We start from the raw sequence: 18,282 nt of genomic DNA, 5'->3' as shown, positions 1-18,282 counted from the left end.
TAAAACACTCCTGCAGTGCGAGTTAGATAATTATTATAATCAACTTACGTGGGATATTGGAAAGGCATCAGTTGTTTTTCTTACGGAGATCCTCTGCTTTCTTTACGCCCGATTTGGTGAGTTCAATATGCCCGTAGAGAAGCGGGCCGCCAATGGATTTTAAATGGATCAAGTCGCGGTCGCTTAAATACTCCAGGTAGCTTTTCATTTCATTGCGATCAAGTTTCAGGTCTGCATTTAATTTATCCACCCTGAGAGGTACGCCCGGTTCAAAACCGGCCATTTCACCTGCTTTAAGCAACAGTTTCCTGCATTTACTGTTAAAATCCCCGCCTATAATCATTTTTCTGTGAATTTCTCACTTTGATGATGTAAAAAGGACCTTAACGAAAGGTTATGACACTGTTAAGCTACTGTTAAGGTGTCTGGTGCTGTATTGAGAACTGGCTGTGAAGGGATGAAAATAAAGTTGAATCACTCGGTCAATAACACCTATCATGACACGTTTGCAAGCTGTAACGCTTAAATCTCAATCTCTACCTCTGCACGGATGATATCCAAGGAAGTCCTGAAAAAAATCCGAAAACTTGAAATTCGCACGAAAGGGCTTGTAAATAATATCTTTGGCGGTGAGTATCAGTCAGCCTTCAAGGGACAGGGAATGGAATTTTCTGAAGTACGCGAGTACACCTATGGGGATGATATCCGTCAAATCGACTGGAACGTAACGGCCAGAAACGGTTCACCCTACATAAAGGTGTTTGAAGAGGAGCGTGAGCAAACCCTTATGCTCTGCGTCGATATTTCTCCCAGCGGCTTCTTTGGCAGCCGTTCACAGACCAAAATGGAGCTATCCATCGAAATTTGTGCGGTACTTGCGTTCAGCGCTATCAAAAATAACGACAAGGTGGGGCTGGTACTATTTACCGACAAAATTGAAAAGGTGGTGCCTCCCAAAAAAGGGAGAACACATGTACTGAGGCTGATCCGCGAACTCTACACAACCGAACCATCCGGAAGCCGCACATCCATCGGTGACGCTCTGGCCTATGTAAACCGTCTTCTGAACCGAAGATCCATTATCGTGCTGGCATCCGACTTTGAGGACAGGGAGTTCGAAAAGCAGCACAAAATCACCTCCCAGAAACACGATCTTGTAAACCTGGTGGTTCACGACCGTTTGGAAGAGCAGCTACCGGATGTTGGGATTATTCCGCTTGTTGATGCTGAAACCAATACGCAGCAACTTGTTGACACCTCCAGTAAGGCTGTCAGAGAAAGCTATCGAAAAAACGTGTTGGAAGAGCAGGAAAAGCTGAAGGAATACTTTCTGAAAAATAAAATGGATACCGTTCATGTCTTCACCAACGAGTCCTACATACAGCCCCTGGTGAGTTTCTTTCAGCGGCGAATCGGCCGTTACTGAGCCCCTTGCATTACAGATCCCGCCTTTTACGGTATCTCTGCAGTTATCCAGGCATTAGCATATTAAATGTACGTGCGCGATTTAATCCTGAAGTGCCAGGTTTTGTCTCTGCTCCAGATTGACATCATCCAGCAGCATATCAAGCCGATACACCTCTCCGAGAAACTGACTCATATAATCGGTTTCAAGTGATTCAGACGCCGGTAAATCGATGCGTTGTGAATTAACAGGACGGTCATTAACGTACATTCGGTAACAAAGGTGCGGACCCGTAGCAAGACCGGTCTGGCCCACATACCCGATCACATCTCCCTGTTTTACCTCCACACCCCTGCGAATGCCAGATGCGAACCCGTTCAGGTGCAGATATGCGGTTGTGTAGGTACTGTTATGACGGATCTGAACAATGTTACCGTTCCCTCCCCTGCGCTGTGCTTCGATAATTACTCCGTCACCCACTGCAATCACGGGGGTGCCTGTGGGAGCAGCATAATCTGTTCCGTAGTGAGGCCGGTTTTGTCTCAGAATGGGATGAAACCGGTTTCGGGTGAATCCGGAGCTTATTCGCTGACTATACCTAAAGGGTGCTTTTAGAAGTTTTTTTTGAAGGCTGTTACCGTTTTTATCAAAGTAACCTGCGCGCTCACCGTTATCAAAAAAGTATGCACGGAATACGTCTCCCCTGTGCTGAAATTCTGCTACCTTGATATCTCCAAGGCCTATAAACCGGCCGTTTGCATAGCGGTTATCATAAACCGCTTTGAAGTGATCTCCCCTTTGGAGTGAAAAGAAATCGACTTCCCAGCCAAAAATTTCAGATAGCTTATATCCGAGCAATTGAGATGCATTTTGATCATCAACGGCATCGTAAAGAGAAGTTTCGATAATGGCAGCGGTACGCTCTTCCCTGTGTTCAATCGGCAGTCTGTTTTCCTCTACATGAACATCATCCTGATCCCACCTGATGGTTACATAGTCGGTGTTGCTGTAGTGCCATACAAAAGCACGCGGTTCATCCTGTTTTGAATATATCCGATAACTTTGACCGGGGATCAAACGGTTGAAGTTCACGCGTCCGCTGGCTTCCTGCTGGATCTGATAGATTTTTTGAGGAGAGACATTAAACCGGCTGAGTATAATGTAGAGGCTCTCATTTCGGCGGATGATATCCTCCGTCACTTCCCACTCCCCTACAACAAAGCCAAACTGATCGACCGATGGAGAAGGCGGGATCTCGACCAGGGAGTTGACATTAATAAGCTCCGTTGCATTCGTGTCTTCATTCGAACTTTCAGGTGATAGTCCGAACAAAGCAGCCGCAATGAGTACTGCAAAGCCAAACAAGGCTATCGGTACTGTTTTATGCACCTTTTAATTGGTATTGTGATTAGTCTTATTTTCCTAAAGCAGAAACGTATCCCTGTAAATTAAAAGTTTCACGGCACAGATCATAATTCACCCCTTTCAATATTTATCCATCGGTATTCGTTGGTTCAAATTGTTATATTCAAACGCATCGACAGATTATACGATCCTGATAACCATATAATGAAATTACGCTTTTTTGCACGGGCTGTCTGTTTCTTTTCGATTCTCACAATTCAGATATCACTCCACAGCACTGCATTTGCCCAGCAGATGTTCACTTTTTCCGATCGCGATTCTGTTCAGGTTGGTGATATAATAGAGCTCACGTTTGTCATTCAGGGCGCCTACACAGATCTGGATTTGCCCGATGAGACTGCATTTCCAGAGGAGGTTGAAATGGTTTCCCGCCAGCGTTACCAGATTGAAGCGGGTCAGGACAGCCTCGTTTATCGTCTGCAGTTCTTTGGCACTGACGACGTAGTGTTACCTGCGGTTGCCTTTCGGCTGCAGCGTGCTCAGGGCGATACCACCCTCAGGTCGAACCGAATTCCTCTCTATTTCAAAACTGTGCTCTCTGAAGAAGATGAGGCTTTCAGGCCCTTCAAGCCTGTTTTTACATTTGCAAGAACCTGGTGGCCCTATATTCTGCTGTTGGTACTTTTGATCGCAGGCGGTTACTATCTGTATAGGTGGATGGAAAACAGGGAGACGGAACCCGCGCCTTCCGCCAAACCCGACCCCATTCCGTTTACCAACCCCCTTGATGAACTGCGGCTTTCCATCAGTAACCTGGCCTCCCCTGATGCTCTGTCGGAATATGAAGAGTATGAAGCCTTCTATATAGAGCTTGGAGACGCAATACGCCGTTATATAAAGCGCACGTACAGATTTCCCGCACTGGAGATGACAACGCGCGAAATTTGCCTGGAACTCGAAAAGGAGCAGGCAGCTTCATCGACGGTTAAAATAACCCGAACTGTTCTGAATGAAGCGGATATTGTGAAATTCGCGCACTTCAAGCCGGATACTGATTCCGCAGAGCATGTTTTGGTTCTCGCAGGGAAATTTTACGATCTGGCACGTTCAAATGATCAAAACCGTATCGATATGCTGCGCACGGAGTATGAGAACCGTACTGATGACAATGATACGGATCACGATATCGTTGACTCTGTTCAGCAAGACGAAGGTGAAACAGAAGATAAGACAGAGGATAAACAGGTATGAGCTGGGCGAATCCGGAATATTTTTGGCTGTTGCTGGTGGTTCCCTTTTTCCTGGGGTATCAGGTTTGGAATTACTTTTCGGGACGTAAGGCACAGCTTACTTTCTCCTCACTTGGTAAACTCAGTGATATAAAGGGGAATTACAGAGCATGGCTCACCTGGGCCACGCCCATACTTTATACGGCGGCCTACACGTTTATCATACTCTCCCTCGCACGCCCTCAGCTGCAGAATTCTACAATTGAACGCTCTGCCGAGGGTATAGATATTGTCATCAGCATTGATATTTCTTCATCCATGCTGGCAGAAGACATCAAACCGAACAGACTCATTGCGGCCAAAGACGTAGCTGTTGATTTTATAGATAAACGGATTTCGGACCGGATCGGAATCAATGTATTTGCGCGAGAGAGTTTCACCGTTGTACCTCCAACGCTTGATTATGCCCTTGTAAGCAGTTTAATCGAAACGATTGACATTGGTATGGTTCGTGACGGAACGGCAATCGGAATGGGGCTGGCTACGGCCATCAATCGTTTGCGCGATTCAGAAACGGAGAGCAAAGTGATTATCCTGCTTACCGACGGAATGAACAATTCAGGCGAAATTGATCCTGTTACAGCGGGTGAACTGGCCTCTACCTTTAACATCAAAGTATATACCATTGGTATCGGGTCTCGCGGAACGGCTCCTTATCCGATTGACGATCCCATTTTTGGGCGCCGTTACCAGAATGTGCCGGTCGAAATTGACGAAGAGATGCTTCAGCACATTGCAGGAATAACCGGGGGTCGCTACTGGCGCGCAACCGATCTGGAAGAATTTATCGAGGTATACAATGAAATTGACCAGCTTGAACAGTCGGAAGTAGAGGAGATTATCTACATTGACTACGAAGAGCAGTACCCGCAATACCTGTTAAGCGGGCTTCTCTTTCTTCTCCTGGGATTTGTAAATGAACGATTTATTACACGATCTCCGTTGCTGCATCCCTGAACAGGTGATCCTTACTTTGGCAAGACATCAATCACGGGCAGCTTGTAAAGAATACACTCAATGACACATGAGTAAACCACCTGAATGAAAGAAACATCCTTCCTTCAGGCGACCTCACAAACTTTTTTCACTATCCATTTTACAGAGACTGAATTTCAATTACCGAATGTTTGATTCACTGAAAAAATCGGTTATATCCGGCCTGAACATACCCCCGCAAGAGGTTCTGGATCACCTAAATGAGGATAAAAGTATCCGGCTGAAAGGCTTCGCGGGATCATCCGTCAATCTCTTTCTTTCAGAAATCGTTGATAAGAGAAATCCCGTTCTATACATCACCAGGGATTTGGAGAAAGCTGCGGCCGTCGCCTCCGATTTTGAACAGATTGGAATTGAGGGGGTATCCCTTTTTCCATCATTGCGCCGCAAGCCTTATGACGATGAAAAAGTGCTGGACCTGTCCATTATGGTGCAGCGCTCAGAAGTGCTTGAACAGCTTGGTAAAAACAACACAAAGCTGATTGTAACCTCCGCAGAGGCGCTCACTGAAAAACTTGTACCTTCAGAACAATTTCATGAATCATCCATTCACTTAAAAAAGGGCGATGTCATCCCGATTGACACTCTTTCGGAGAATCTTTCGGACCAGGGCTACCGGGCCGTCCGTTTTGTGGATTCACCCGGCGAATATGCCATACGCGGCGGAATATTTGACGTATTCCCTTTTTCGGGTGAATATCCCGTACGCCTGGAATTTTTTGGTGATGAAATCGATACCATCCGCGAGTTTGATCCCGACTCCCAGCGTTCGATTGCCTATCTCAATGAGACGCGCATGGTTCCAAACGCAGCCGCGTCAGATGGCGGCAATAAAGAGAGCCTTCTCTCCTATCTTCCCGAAAATGCACTGTTGGTTGTTGATGAGCCGGGTGTAATTAATTCGGAAATCGAAGCATTCTACGAAAAAGCTGGAAAAACGTACCAGGAGCTGGATGACAGCTCCCTGTCTGCTCCAGAAGAGGACTATCTGACGCCAGATGAATGGAATAAAGCACTCACCGATAATGCAGTTATCTATACGGGCACTTTTTCTGATGATATCCCCGACGTGTATGATGTAACCCTAAATGCAGCTCCCCATCCGCAATTCGGCGGCAGCTTCAAACTGCTTCGGAATTATATCAGCGATCAAAAAGGAACAACGATCATTCTTACGGATCATGAAAATCAAAAGGAACGGTTTGAAGAGCTGCTTGGCGATGCTGATGAATCATTTAATTACCGGGTTCATACAAAGACCCTGCATGAAGGATTTTTACTCAAGGATACGGGCCTATCCGTTTTAACGGATCATCAGATTTTTAACCGGTATCACAGGGCAAAAATAAAGAGAAAACGCGTTCGCGGAGGAATCTCCTTCAAGGAGCTGAAGGATCTCAATATCGGCGATTATGTGGTACACGTTGACTACGGCATTGCAAAGTTTGCAGGATTCAAAAAAATCGATGTCCGCAATGCAACACAGGAAGCAGCCGTACTGCGATATAAAGACGACTCCATACTCTATGTAAACGTATCGAGCCTTCACAAAATCCAGAAATATTCGGGCAAGGAGGGCAAAGAGCCGCGTATTTCAAAATTAGGTTCCGGTGAATGGGCACGTAAAAAAGCGGGTACCCGGAAAAAGGTCAAGGATATTGCACGGGATCTTATTGAACTTTATGCAAAACGAAAAGCATTGAATGCATTCAGTTTTGACCCTGACAATCCGTGGCAAACCGAAATGGAAGCACGGTTTGAATATGAGGAAACACCCGATCAGATGGATGCAATACAGGCAGTGAAAAGGGATATGCAATCACCTCATCCCATGGACCGCCTGATTTGCGGCGATGTTGGGTTCGGAAAAACAGAGGTGGCCGTACGAGCCGCATTCAAAGCCGTCATGAATCAGAAACAGGTTGCAATTCTGGTGCCTACTACGATTCTTGCAGATCAGCATTTTAAAACCTTCCTGAGCAGAATGAAGGAATTCCCCGTAGAAGTTGCTGCCATCTCCAGGTTCCGTTCACCCGCTGAACAGAAAAAGATCGTTGAGCGTGTTGAATCCGGTAAGATTGACATATTGATTGGCACGCACCGTATTGTTTCGAAGGATGTTAAATTCAAGGATCTCGGCCTGCTTATCATCGATGAAGAGCAGCGGTTTGGCGTTTCCGTGAAAGAGAAACTTAAAGAATTCCGTGCCACCGTTGATGTACTGACTCTTACCGCTACTCCTATTCCGAGAACGCTTCAGTTTTCTCTGATGGGAGCTCGCGACCTGAGTATCATCAACACACCGCCGCCTAACCGTCAGCCGGTCTACACTGAGATTCATAGTTTTGATGAATCTCTAATCCGTGATGCGGTTATCCAGGAGATCTCACGCGGAGGTCAGGTCTTTTTTATCCATAATCGTGTGAAGAATATTGAACAGATAGCAGATATGGTTCGTGAACTTGTACCGGATGTAAGGGTTCGGTTTGCACACGGCCAGATGACGCCATCGAGGCTTGAAAAAATTATCAGTGACTTTTACAGGCACAAGTTTGACGTACTGGTATCAACAAATATTGTTGAAAACGGCATCGACATTGCCAATGCCAATACCATCATTATAAATAATGCCAACCATTTCGGTTTGTCTGAGCTGCATCAGCTTCGTGGGCGGGTTGGCCGGTCGAACAGGAAAGCTTTCTGCTACCTGATTACACCGCCGGTTGGAACGCTTACTCCCGAAGCCAGAAAGAGGCTTACGGCACTCGAAGAGTTCTCCGACCTTGGAGCCGGATTCAATATTGCGATGAGAGATCTTGATATTCGCGGTGCGGGTGACATACTTGGCGCTGAACAGAGCGGATTTATCACGGATATTGGTTTTGAACTCTACACAAAAATATTGGATGAAGCCGTAAAAGAGCTAAAAGAAACAGAATACAAAAACCTGTTCAATAGCGAACCCGTGAAACCGGACTATCCGGAAACGCAGGTTGAATTCGACCTTTCCGCCTACCTTGAACAGGAGTACGTTCAGGATAATGTGGAGCGGCTCAATCTCTATCGCAAACTATCTGAAGCGTCGGATGAAAATCAAATCGCAGAGTGGGAGGACGAAATAACGGACCGGTTTGGCCCCCTGCCCGACAGCGGCAGAAACCTGATACGAGCGGCAAAGATAAAATTAAACGCGTCCAAGCTGCTGCTAAAAAAAGTGACCATTCGGTCGAATCGTATGTGGCTCCTTGGCCCGCAGGACTCCGCATCTTATGGGTTACAGTTTTACAGAAGCGGCTACTTTCAGCAACTGATGCGTGAAGTACAATCACGCAATGACCATCCCTTCAAGGTGGTTCAAAAAAAGAACGCCATTACGCTTGTGATTGAGAATATCAGCAATACGGAAGAAGCCATTCACTACCTCAGGCAGCTGACGCCCTATGAAAACCAGGTTGCGGACCTTGCAGAATGAAGATAGACCCGGAGCAGGCTGTTCATATTATCCAATCAGGCGGTATCGTGGCCATACCCACAGAAACGGTGTATGGTCTGGCTGCAGATGCATTTAATACAGAGGCAGTCCGGAATACATTTCTAAAAAAAGGGCGCCCCGCTGACAATCCTCTGATTGTACATATATCGGATATCGGACAGCTCGACAAACTTATTGTCCAGCCACCTGAAGCGCTGAAAAAGCTGACCGCGCAGTTCTGGCCGGGACCTCTGACACTCGTTCTTGAGAAACACCCATCCGTACCCGACATCGTTAGCGGAGGGCTCCGCACGGTTGCCGTACGCATGCCTGATCATCCTATCACACGTAAACTTATTAACCGGTGCGGCCCGCTTACCGCACCGAGTGCCAACAAATCAGGCAGGCCAAGTCCGACCAAAGCTGATCACGTAGAAGACGATTTTGGCAAAGATTTTCCGGTCGTTGACGGAGGTGACTGTGAAATCGGACTTGAATCAACCGTAATTGACCTCAGCTCACACCCTTTTACCATTTTGAGGCCGGGTGCAGTTTCGAAGCGTGCATTGGAAGAGTGCCTGGATCAAAAGATTATCAGTGAGACAGAGTTACCCCACACCGATAAACCGGCAAGCCCCGGGGTTAAATACACACATTACAAACCGCAGGCGACGGTTTACTGGATAGAAAGTCTGCCTCTTCACCCCCACGACGACACGCTTTACTTGATTCATTCAAACCCTGAGCTTAAGGGATTGGCTCAACGGCATAAAAACATCCTCTCCTTTTCCGGAAACTTTCAACTGCTTGCAAAACGACTGTATGATCTCTTCAGATATGCAGATCATCAGAATTACGCACAGATTGCAATCGAAAAACTGCCCGATCCATCAGAAAACGACATCATCCCGCCACTTTTTAACCGAATTTCGAAGGCTATCCGGAAGTAAAAAAAAGCTTTTCTGAATCCTAAACAACGATTTTCAGGTTGTTCAAATTTTTTTTGGAAATTTGCAAACGATTCGGCGACAGAATCTTGTTAGACCATCGAACATGATAATTAACAATCAGGATTCTTAACCCCAATCCATCAAACTAACAAAACCATGAAGACACCTTTCAACAGACTACTGGTTCTCCTATTGGCTCCGCTGGTGGCAGCATTGCTATTTACAGCCTGCGGCGACGATAACGATGTCACCGACAATGGTGATGATGAGCTTAACATTGTAGAAACAGCCCAGGAAGACGGCCGGTTTACCACTCTTGTAGGCTTGGTACAGGATGCCGGACTCCAGGATCTCTTGTCTACCGATGAATTAACAGTTTTTGCACCTACAGATGCTGCTTTCGAGGAGCTTTTTGAAGTTGTAAATCCTAACGACCTGACACAGGATGATATAATTGAAATATTGAGCTACCATGTTACCGAAGGAACCATTGCTTCCGGTGACCTGCAACCCCAACAGGATGTTGAGATGCTGAATGAAGAGCTCACCCTTGTGCAGTCAAGTGCTGCCGGTGTAGTTGTTAACGGAAGCTCCAACGTTGTTGTAGCCGATGTAGAAGCAACCAACGGAATTATCCATGCAGTTGACGAAGTACTCCTTCCCAAAGAGTTTCGCGTAGCGGTTGAAGGCCCGTCTCTGGTTGAAATTGCAGAGGATGCAGGTAATTTTACCACATTGCTCGACCTTGTTGAGCAGGGCGGCCTGAAGACTACCCTTCAGTTTCTGGGCCCATACACCGCGTTTGCTCCAACAGACGATGCTTTTGATGCACTGTTCGCAGAGATCGATCCCGCCTCGTTAACCGAAGAGCAGATCGGATTTATCCTCACGTATCACGTCATAACCGGAAGCCCGATTCTTTCCACGGATCTTGAAGCTGAACAAACTGTAAGCTCAGCCAACGGTGATCCTCTGTATATTACTTCCGGCCAGGAAGGTGTTGTTGTAAACGGTTCAGCCAATGTAGGTCCCGCTGATCTTGAAGCCTCCAACGGTGTTGTTCACGTAGTGGATCAAGTACTTCTGCCGAATGCATTTCTGAATGCGGTACAGGTAGCCCAGAAGAACTACAACTTTACCACGCTTGTTGACCTTATTGTGCAGGCGAACCTTGTGGACGCTGTTGCAAGTTCTGAAATAACAGTTTTTGCACCGACAAACGATGCGTTTGACGCACTTTTTGCAGAAGTAGACCCTGCATCTCTCACTCCCGAGCAGGTTGAGAATATTCTTCTCTATCACACAATAATCGGCAGCACCATTCTTTCAACAGACCTTGCTGCAGAGCAAACCGTAGAGTCAGGCTCAACAGAACCACTCTACATTACTGCAGATTCTGAAGGAGTTGTTGTAAATGGTAACTCAACAGTTGTAACAGCCGATGTGGAAGCCACCAATGGCGTGATTCATGCCGTAGATACCGTGCTTCTGCCGAACGCATTTCTGAATACTGCGGAAGTTGCACAGAAAAACTACAATTTCACTACACTGGTGGACTTGCTTGTGCAGGCAAACCTTGTAGACGCAGTGGCGAATAATGAAATCACCGTATTTGCTCCTACCAATGAGGCTTTTGATGCCCTCTTTGCGGAAGTTGATCCAAACTCACTCACTCCCGAGCAGGTAGAGAACATTCTGCTGTACCACACGATCATTGGCAGCACGATTCTTTCAACCGACCTTGCGGCAGAGCAAACTGTAGAATCCGGTTCAGCTGAGTCACTCTACATCACTTCAGGTGAAGCCGGTGTATCGGTAAATGCATCGTCTACAGTAACTGCAGCGGATGTTGAATCAGCCAACGGTGTAATTCATGTTATTGACTCAGTACTTTTACCAAATGCTTTCCTTGATGTTACAGGTATTGTCTCGAAAAATTATGACCTCACCACCCTGGTAGGGCTGCTTTCTGACAATGACTTGGTCACTACCCTTCAGGGAGACGGACCGTTTACCGTGTTTGCACCGACGAACGCTGCTTTTGAGGCCATCGAAGCAACACTGGCAACGCTGACAACACCGCAGGTAGTTGAGACACTTCTCTACCATGTGTACGATGCACTTGTGCTGTCAACTGATCTTCAGCCGACCCAAACGATTACGATGCTGAATGACCAGGACGTCACCATTACGGTTTCCGGCGGTACGGTTACCATTGACGCGGCAGGCTCATCTGCGGTTGTAACTGTTGCCGACCTGGAAGGTACCAACGGAGTGGTACACATCATTGATGAGGTACTGATTCCGTCTTTTAACTAAGATGCGGTAACCGTATTACAGGTACATTTTAAAAAGGCGGTCTCATTTTGAGGCCGCCTTTTTTTTGAATAAACTTTACCTACCGGATACCATATCAATTGCCTGGCATCAGCTGAAAGATGGTTTGAATCAATTACAATTCGGCATTGATTTCATTAGGGTTCACCCATCCCAGCCTTAAGGCGGCACTCCCCTCAAGGGGAGAAAAGACTCATAATGCCCTCCATCAGCTGGCAGATAAATACCCTTCACCAAGCTCTGACGTGAACTAAACTCTTTACCAGGTCCACCTATAAAGAACCGGGCTTTTCTGCACCCAGTGTTTTTTCCCGGGATAGGTAATTCGCATGTTAACCAGAGGCCAGAAAAGCTTGTTGTAAATACGTCCTGGACGGATATATTCAGAAATGCCCTTTGCTTCCTGAATGGTGTTTCCATTTTTCATGATGGCTCTCCCTAAAAATCGCTGATAAAACGGCCCGCTGTCCGCTACACGGTCTTTATGCAGATAAATTGAAATATTATTTCCTGCAAACTGAAGCATACGCGCTGTGTTGAGTCCAAAAGGATTTACTCCAAAGTCGCCCATATCCGATATCCCAATTTCACACTCATCACATGATGAACCCAATAGCCAGGCATTTTTTTTCCATATGCCGTGCTCTTTCATCAGGTAATAGACAAGTGTGCAACCCTCAAAATGATACCGTCCCCAGTACCACTCTTCAAAACTCTCCTTCATTGGTTCCCTGCCCAGATTGTGATCATGATATCCGGTTCCTCTGAACGTAATCTGCTCCTTACGATATCCTGAAATTATCAATGAGCCTGTAACTTCGGCTTTGGGCTGAACCAGATTCCATTCATGCGATTCCGTTTCTGCTCTGCCACTGGCATTCTTTTGAAACACGGAAAGCCCACTGGCATCATCCGGATTTGAAATAAAATCAAGGTTTCCTGTCAACCGGTCTCCATTGGGCAGCATCTGATCCAGGCTGAGATGGTAACACAGGCCGTTATCATCCCTTTTTCCCCTCAGGGTATTGCCTGCTATGGAAACCTCCGGAAGCGCTGAAGAAAACAGAGCCATTCCGGGCTCTACTTCTTCAAAACTGTAAAAGATGTGCTTTCCATCCTTGTAAACAGATATGCTGACAGCCGGATAGTTTGAGGCCACTCCATTTTCATCAGATAGGGATGACTCAAGTGCCTTGATATACCGCCGGGAAAAAGGATTCCCGTCATAAAATATAACAACCAATGCATAGCCGTCATCAGACACTGCATCAAAATACCACCACTCATAACTGCCGGGCAGTTTTTTTTCGGTTTGCACATCCCTTGAAAAGTCAGAATATTGATGCATTCGATTTAGGTTGTTACTTTTTTTATGACATCCTGAGGCAGATGAATGATGGCTGATTGCGAACTGTTTACCTAATTTTCACAACTACCTGCTACAAGATCCCTCATCAATTTTGACAGAAAGTTTTTTGTTTTGGTCTCTTTTTGCGTCATTGGGCTGGTTGTTAATTACATCCGTGATCCTGATCAGAAACCGATTTGAGTTAACGGGCCTGCCATCGATTGAAAAAAAGGCCGATTTGAAGATATCGGTTTGCATACCTGCCCGCAATGAAGAAAATACACTTCCAGTCCTGCTTCCTACGGTTTTTTCTCAAAAAGGTGTGGAATTTGAGGTAATTGTTCTGAATGACGGGTCTACTGACCGTACGGGTGAGGTACTCAACTCTTTTTCCAATAACCACGCTGATACTCTCAGGGTAGTTGACGGCATAGATAAACCGGCCGACTGGCTTGGAAAACCCTGGGCCTGTATGCAGCTTTCCCGCCATGCATCACCCGAAACAGACCTTTTGCTTTTCCTGGACGCAGATACAAAGCTCAGGCCGGGAACACTTCAAGGCATAGCATCTGCATTTCGCGAATATAAGTCAGATATGATCACTGTATGGCCTCAACAAATATTGGGCACCTTCTGGGAAAAAACAGTGATGCCGCTTGTTTATTATGGACTCATCTCGGTACTGCCTGCAGTTTATGTTTACCGTAAACCCAGATGGATGCCAAAAAGAATTTATGTCCGTGTTTCATCCATGTTTGCAGCAGCTAACGGTCAGTGCATCGCTTTCAAAAAAGACGCCTATCAGATAATCGGAGGGCATGAAGCTGTTAAACAGCAAATTGTTGAAGATGTTGAGCTGGCTAAAGCTGCCAAAAGGGCCGGCCTCACGGTGAGAATGTTCCATGGTACAGGCAGCGTGCTCTGCAGAATGTATAAAAATCAGTCCGAACTCTTTACCGGTCTCAGAAAAAATTTTCTGGCCGGATTCGGATATTCAATCCCGCTTTTTTTATCAGCAGCCATTCTTCATCTTATCGTTTTCATTCTCCCCTTTGCCGCACTGTTGTGGTCGCTATTTTATCCTTCAGCCGCCATCTTCAGTCTCTCAGCCTTAAGCGTTACCCTGATCCTCTTTCACAGGTTGATGCTTTCCATCTGGTTTCAATGGGATCCCATCTACTCATTCACACATCCCATTGGCGTGCTTTGGTTTCAGTGGCTTGGACTCGTAAAATTATATGATCATTTTACCGGTAAAAAAGTTAACTGGAAAGGCAGGAATGTTTAAGTGCAATCCGTTTGAATAAACGTTTTTACAGACGGTCTTGATCTCAATCAAACTGTTCATGCATAATTAACGTTTTAACTAACATAGCGTCCGCAAGGCGAAAGTGGAACGGAAACATATCGAGGAGCAATCTGTTCAGTCATTGTATTTAATTTGAAGTAACAAAAAAGCTATATTGCAGTTAATGACGGACCAAATAGAGAAATATATTGGTTTTCTGAAGGTAGAACGCAATGCCTCTGAACATACCATTACTTCATACAGAACTGACCTGGAGCAATTCGTCTCTTTTCTATCGGAAGAATTGGGCCAGGATAGTTTCTCAATTGATCCGGGCAATATTCAACGCATTGATATTCGCCTCTGGCTCGGAAAACTGAATGAAGAAGGGTTTTCCCGCAACTCAATTGCCCGTAAAACAGCTTCACTTCGCTCTTTCTTTAAATACCTGTTTACACGTGGTGTGATAGAAAAAAATCCCGCCCACCTGCTTATTGTACCAAAAGCTGAAAAGCGGCTGCCAAAAACCGTTCAGCCCGAGGAGATCAGCCGTATGATGGAGCTTGCCTCCGCAGATGATGCAAAAACTGTTCAGCACAGGGCCATTCTTGAGCTCTTCTACTCCACCGGCATGAGGCTTAGTGAACTGACCGGATTGAATGTTGATGATATTGATCTCAGGGCTGCTCAGGTAAAGGTAACCGGAAAAGGAAACAAGCAGCGTATTATACCGCTTGGCGGTGAAGCGATAAAAGCATGTAAAAATCATTTGAAGTCACGGGAGGAACTCTTTTCTTCCAAAACAGACGGAAATGATTATAAAGCGATGTTCATCGCTCCACGCGGCAGACGAATGTATCCAAGACAGGTTCAGAATATTGTGAAACATTACCTTCTTCAGACAAGTGAAATTACTCAGAAGAGCCCTCATGTGATCCGCCACAGTTTTGCAACTCATATGCTCGATGCAGGTGCCGATATTCGGATAATTAAAGAATTTCTGGGTCATGCCAGTTTGGGAGCTACACAGATTTATACCCACACCAGCGTGGAAAGGCTTAAAAATGTTTACAGCAAAGCCCACCCAAGAGCCGAAAACAATATTAAAAGACAGAACATTTAATCTACCATTTATCATTACACATAAGGAGGACCCTCAATTATGAAAACCACATTTACAGCCAGGCATTTCGACTGCAGCCCAAGTCTTAAAGAGTTTACACTAAGTTCCGTTGAAAAACTGGAACAATTTTTTGATAAAATCCTGGTATGTGACATTGTGCTGACACAGGGTCAGGACGATGAGAATCCGGCTATTGCTGAGTTGAACGTGAAAGTCCCGAAAACCCTGATCAACGTGTCTGAGGCAGCACCAACGTTTGAACAAGCTATCAGTGAAGCCGTGGATAATGCGGTTCGGCAGCTTCGAAAGTATAAAACAAAACATTTTGAGCATTACTAACGGGTTGTTAGGTTGATATAAACGCGGCCTGCTGCATGTTCAGGGTTTTATCCGGCCGGAAAGACTAGCGGGCCTTTTTTTTGGTATATTACAGTAAATCAAATAATCGTCTCTGCTATGCTTTTCGGTGATCAGGAAGCCATTCCGATAAGGGAAAAAGTACAGGTTGCAGCGCTCATAGAGAGCCTGAACAAGCAAATTCCGGTAAATCTGGAAGGTTGTGCAGCAGAGTCACAGGCTGAAAAGAAGTTTGTTACCGAGGCAGACCTGCATCGGCCCGGACTCGCCCTTGCGGGCTATGTAAAGCTGTTTACGTTTCAGCGGATACAGATTATCGGTAACACGGAGTGCCAGTTTCTGGATAATCTGTCACCCGACAAACAAAAGGAAGCATTCAGCAGACTCGTTTCATTCGACATTCCCGTCATTTTTCTGACGGATAATAACAAACTCTCCTCTGCCCTTCTCAGGCTGGCTGACGACCGCAAAGTGCCGGTTTTCCGTACCAAAATGGAGACAACGAGGTTCATGTACCTGCTTCGTGATTACCTGGAAGATCTGTTTGCCATGCAGACGATGCTTCACGGAACCATGGTTGACGTTTACGGCATTGGCATCCTCATTGCGGGTAAATCAGGTCTTGGGAAGAGTGAAGTAGCTCTCGATCTGGTTGAGAGGGGGCACAGGCTGGTTTCGGATGATGTCGTTATGATCACCAAGAAGAGCAATGTTCTTATGACATCAGCCACCGAAATGAATAAGCATTTTATGGAGATCAGGGGGCTTGGCGTTATTGACGTGATGTCGATGTTTGGCATTCGGGCGATACGATATCAAAAACGGCTTGAGGTTGTTCTTGAATTATCTCTTTGGCAGGATACGGAAAAAATTAACCGGACCGGCCTCGACCATGATGAAGTTGAGATACTCGGTACCCAAATACCCCTGATACATCTGCCCATTACCCCCGGTAAAAACATTACCGTTATCGCCGAGGTGATTGCAATGAACTATCTGCTGAAACATTATGGTTATGATGCGGCGGAAGCGTTCCAGAAGAAAGTGAAGAAGCATATTTCTGAAAAAAAATCCGGTTCAGACATGCCCAGAAGGGCCGTTGAGTATTTTGAAGGAGATTTTGAGTAACGAATTGGCTCTAAATTACTCTTTTATATATATAGCGTTCGTTATTTTTATTTTTGAGGCTCAAATATGATCATCATCTGACGTATGGCGAATACAAACCATTACTACTACGACCCCGAAAGATGCGAGTTTGTTCCCGTTCACTACGAACGAAAAAAACGAACACTACACAATCTCTCTTTTTGGCTTATCAACGGAATTGTGCTGGCAAGCATTGGCATTGCAATACTCTCCTACAGTATCGGTACTCCGGCAGAAATCGCACTGAAAGCTGAAAACCAGGTACTGCTTGATCAGCTTGAAGTTACAAAGAGTTCAATTGTAGATCTGGAAACCCGACTGAATACGATTGCGGAATTGGATAATGAAATGTACCGATCGGTTCTGGGACTGGAGCCTATCTCCTACGAAGAGCGGATGGCCGGTACGGGTGGTGCGGATGTGTATTCTGAATTTGACCTGTATAGTGAAGACGCCTCTGAAATTCTTCGCTGGACCGCATCCAAGCTGGATAACATCGAACGAAGGCTGAATATCCAAAAATTGTCATTTGAAGAGGTTAAGGCATACTACAATGAGAACCAGGAGCGAATGAGCCATCTGCCCGCCATACGCCCTCTGAGCGGCATCCTGCTGAGCGGTTACGGTATGCGGGTACATCCGGTACTCAAATATCAACGGCTTCACGAGGGTGCTGATTTCAGAGCTGATATTGGAACCGAAGTTTTTTCCACCGGCGAAGGAGTTGTGAAGTTTGCCGGCCGCAGGGGTACATATGGCAACCTGCTCGAAATTGATCACGGTTTTGGGTACACGACACGATATGCACATCTATCCGGTTTCGCCGAGGGAATTCGTGCCGGAGCTAAGGTAAACCGGGGACAGCTGGTTGCCTACACAGGTAATACCGGTGTCAGTGAAGGCCCCCATCTTCACTACGAAGTTCGCGTAAACGGCAGATCCGTTGACCCGCTTAATTTCCTGTTTGCTGATATCACCCCTGAAGAGTATCAAATGTACAGGGAGATCTCCGAGAACAATCCGATGTCGATGGATTAATCGGTTCTCTGCGGAGGATATTCACCGCGGAGGCGCGGAGGGCGCAGAGATTGAAGTAAAGCAATTTTCTACTTTTATGAGGCCTGGCATTAAATGAGCAAATCATCTGCCGTAAGATCTTGTTTTATAAACAGCTTACCTTTAGCATTCAATGCTCTATTCCCT

Annotated in this window: 14 protein-coding genes; 11 read left to right on the top strand and 3 right to left on the bottom strand. The window is 46.0% G+C overall.

Translation table 11 applies throughout. The annotated features are described in order from the left end of the window. Positions 1–67: 67 nt before the first annotated feature. Entirely contained in the window at positions 68–283 is a 216-nt protein-coding gene (locus DDZ15_RS04310) for a hypothetical protein (RefSeq protein ID WP_158278617.1), read from the bottom strand. A 267-nt stretch (positions 284–550) separates the two neighbouring features. Between DDZ15_RS04310 and DDZ15_RS04305 the strand changes: the two genes are divergently transcribed. Further along, positions 551–1,426: a DUF58 domain-containing protein gene (locus DDZ15_RS04305; RefSeq protein WP_109645242.1), complete on the top strand. Its 876-nt coding sequence runs from the start codon at positions 551–553 to the stop codon at positions 1,424–1,426. A gap of 81 nt (positions 1,427–1,507) precedes the next feature. Here the strand turns inward: DDZ15_RS04305 and DDZ15_RS04300 are convergent, their stop codons facing one another. Beyond that, a complete protein-coding gene (locus DDZ15_RS04300) occupies positions 1,508–2,794 on the bottom strand; it encodes a peptidoglycan DD-metalloendopeptidase family protein (protein WP_109645236.1) in 1,287 nt (428 codons plus the stop codon). A gap of 180 nt (positions 2,795–2,974) precedes the next feature. Here DDZ15_RS04300 and DDZ15_RS04295 point away from each other — a divergent pair, with 180 nt between their 5' ends. The 5 genes from DDZ15_RS04295 to DDZ15_RS04275 all read left to right on the top strand — a co-directional run bounded on the left by DDZ15_RS04295 (position 2,975) and on the right by DDZ15_RS04275 (position 11,796). Then, on the top strand, positions 2,975–4,021 hold the full coding sequence (locus DDZ15_RS04295) for a hypothetical protein (RefSeq protein ID WP_109645235.1): 1,047 nt from the start codon (positions 2,975–2,977) through the stop codon (positions 4,019–4,021). After that, positions 4,018–5,016: a vWA domain-containing protein gene (locus tag DDZ15_RS04290; protein WP_109645234.1), complete on the top strand. Its 999-nt coding sequence runs from the start codon at positions 4,018–4,020 to the stop codon at positions 5,014–5,016. The genes DDZ15_RS04295 and DDZ15_RS04290 overlap by 4 nt, the downstream gene beginning before the upstream one ends. 166 nt (positions 5,017–5,182) lie before the next feature. Continuing rightward, positions 5,183–8,527, top strand: coding sequence for a transcription-repair coupling factor (mfd, locus tag DDZ15_RS04285; protein ID WP_109645233.1), 3,345 nt, complete (start codon positions 5,183–5,185; stop codon positions 8,525–8,527). Next, positions 8,524–9,477 carry an L-threonylcarbamoyladenylate synthase gene (locus DDZ15_RS04280; RefSeq protein ID WP_109645231.1) on the top strand — a complete coding sequence of 318 codons (954 nt, stop codon included), beginning with the start codon at positions 8,524–8,526 and terminating at the stop codon, positions 9,475–9,477. The genes mfd and DDZ15_RS04280 overlap by 4 nt, the downstream gene beginning before the upstream one ends. Before the next feature lie 156 nt (positions 9,478–9,633). Continuing rightward, a complete protein-coding gene (locus DDZ15_RS04275; RefSeq protein WP_109645229.1) occupies positions 9,634–11,796 on the top strand; it encodes a fasciclin domain-containing protein in 2,163 nt (720 codons plus the stop codon). A 277-nt stretch (positions 11,797–12,073) separates the two neighbouring features. Here DDZ15_RS04275 and DDZ15_RS04270 read toward each other — a convergent pair whose 3' ends face one another. Continuing rightward, the gene (locus DDZ15_RS04270; RefSeq protein WP_109645227.1) at positions 12,074–13,162 is read right to left on the bottom strand and encodes a hypothetical protein; all 1,089 of its coding nucleotides are present in this window, start codon (positions 13,160–13,162) and stop codon (positions 12,074–12,076) included. 175 nt (positions 13,163–13,337) lie between these two features. On the opposite strand from DDZ15_RS04270, the gene DDZ15_RS04265 reads away from it, so the two are divergent. The 5 genes from DDZ15_RS04265 (at position 13,338) to DDZ15_RS04245 (ending at position 18,117) form a co-directional block, all read left to right on the top strand. Next, a complete protein-coding gene (locus DDZ15_RS04265; protein WP_158278616.1) occupies positions 13,338–14,450 on the top strand; it encodes a glycosyltransferase family 2 protein in 1,113 nt (370 codons plus the stop codon). Positions 14,451–14,634: 184 nt separating this feature from the next. Continuing rightward, positions 14,635–15,573, top strand: a complete 939-nt coding sequence (locus tag DDZ15_RS04260) for a tyrosine recombinase XerC (protein WP_109645223.1) — start codon at positions 14,635–14,637, stop codon at positions 15,571–15,573. 39 nt (positions 15,574–15,612) lie between these two features. Continuing rightward, positions 15,613–15,912, top strand: coding sequence for a ribosome hibernation-promoting factor, HPF/YfiA family (gene hpf, locus DDZ15_RS04255; RefSeq protein WP_109645220.1), 300 nt, complete (start codon positions 15,613–15,615; stop codon positions 15,910–15,912). 117 nt (positions 15,913–16,029) lie between these two features. Continuing rightward, positions 16,030–17,058 (top strand): HPr(Ser) kinase/phosphatase, encoded by a 1,029-nt coding sequence (gene hprK, locus DDZ15_RS04250; protein WP_109645218.1) that lies wholly within the window; start codon positions 16,030–16,032, stop codon positions 17,056–17,058. A gap of 84 nt (positions 17,059–17,142) precedes the next feature. Then, a complete protein-coding gene (locus tag DDZ15_RS04245) occupies positions 17,143–18,117 on the top strand; it encodes a M23 family metallopeptidase (protein ID WP_109645216.1) in 975 nt (324 codons plus the stop codon). Positions 18,118–18,282 lie beyond the last annotated feature (165 nt).

Source organism: Rhodohalobacter mucosus (genome assembly GCF_003150675.1).
Classification (GTDB): Bacteria; Bacteroidota; Rhodothermia; order Balneolales; family Balneolaceae; genus Rhodohalobacter; species Rhodohalobacter mucosus.
Note: the sequence above shows the minus strand (reverse complement) of the source record. Positions and strands in the feature narration are given on the sequence as shown.

What these genes read in the sequence shown, in the direction of transcription:
- DDZ15_RS04245 (WP_109645216.1), top strand. Translation starts at nt 17,143, where the DNA reads ATGGCGAATACAAACCATTACTACTACGACCCCGAAAGATGCGAGTTT.
- DDZ15_RS04310 (WP_158278617.1), bottom strand. Translation starts at nt 283, where the DNA reads ATGGCCGGTTTTGAACCGGGCGTACCTCTCAGGGTGGATAAATTAAAT.
- DDZ15_RS04305 (WP_109645242.1), top strand. Translation starts at nt 551, where the DNA reads ATGATATCCAAGGAAGTCCTGAAAAAAATCCGAAAACTTGAAATTCGC.
- DDZ15_RS04270 (WP_109645227.1), bottom strand. Translation starts at nt 13,162, where the DNA reads ATGCATCAATATTCTGACTTTTCAAGGGATGTGCAAACCGAAAAAAAA.
- DDZ15_RS04290 (WP_109645234.1), top strand. Translation starts at nt 4,018, where the DNA reads ATGAGCTGGGCGAATCCGGAATATTTTTGGCTGTTGCTGGTGGTTCCC.
- hprK (WP_109645218.1), top strand. Translation starts at nt 16,030, where the DNA reads ATGCTTTTCGGTGATCAGGAAGCCATTCCGATAAGGGAAAAAGTACAG.
- DDZ15_RS04280 (WP_109645231.1), top strand. Translation starts at nt 8,524, where the DNA reads ATGAAGATAGACCCGGAGCAGGCTGTTCATATTATCCAATCAGGCGGT.
- DDZ15_RS04295 (WP_109645235.1), top strand. Translation starts at nt 2,975, where the DNA reads ATGAAATTACGCTTTTTTGCACGGGCTGTCTGTTTCTTTTCGATTCTC.
- DDZ15_RS04260 (WP_109645223.1), top strand. Translation starts at nt 14,635, where the DNA reads ATGACGGACCAAATAGAGAAATATATTGGTTTTCTGAAGGTAGAACGC.
- mfd (WP_109645233.1), top strand. Translation starts at nt 5,183, where the DNA reads ATGTTTGATTCACTGAAAAAATCGGTTATATCCGGCCTGAACATACCC.
- hpf (WP_109645220.1), top strand. Translation starts at nt 15,613, where the DNA reads ATGAAAACCACATTTACAGCCAGGCATTTCGACTGCAGCCCAAGTCTT.
- DDZ15_RS04275 (WP_109645229.1), top strand. Translation starts at nt 9,634, where the DNA reads ATGAAGACACCTTTCAACAGACTACTGGTTCTCCTATTGGCTCCGCTG.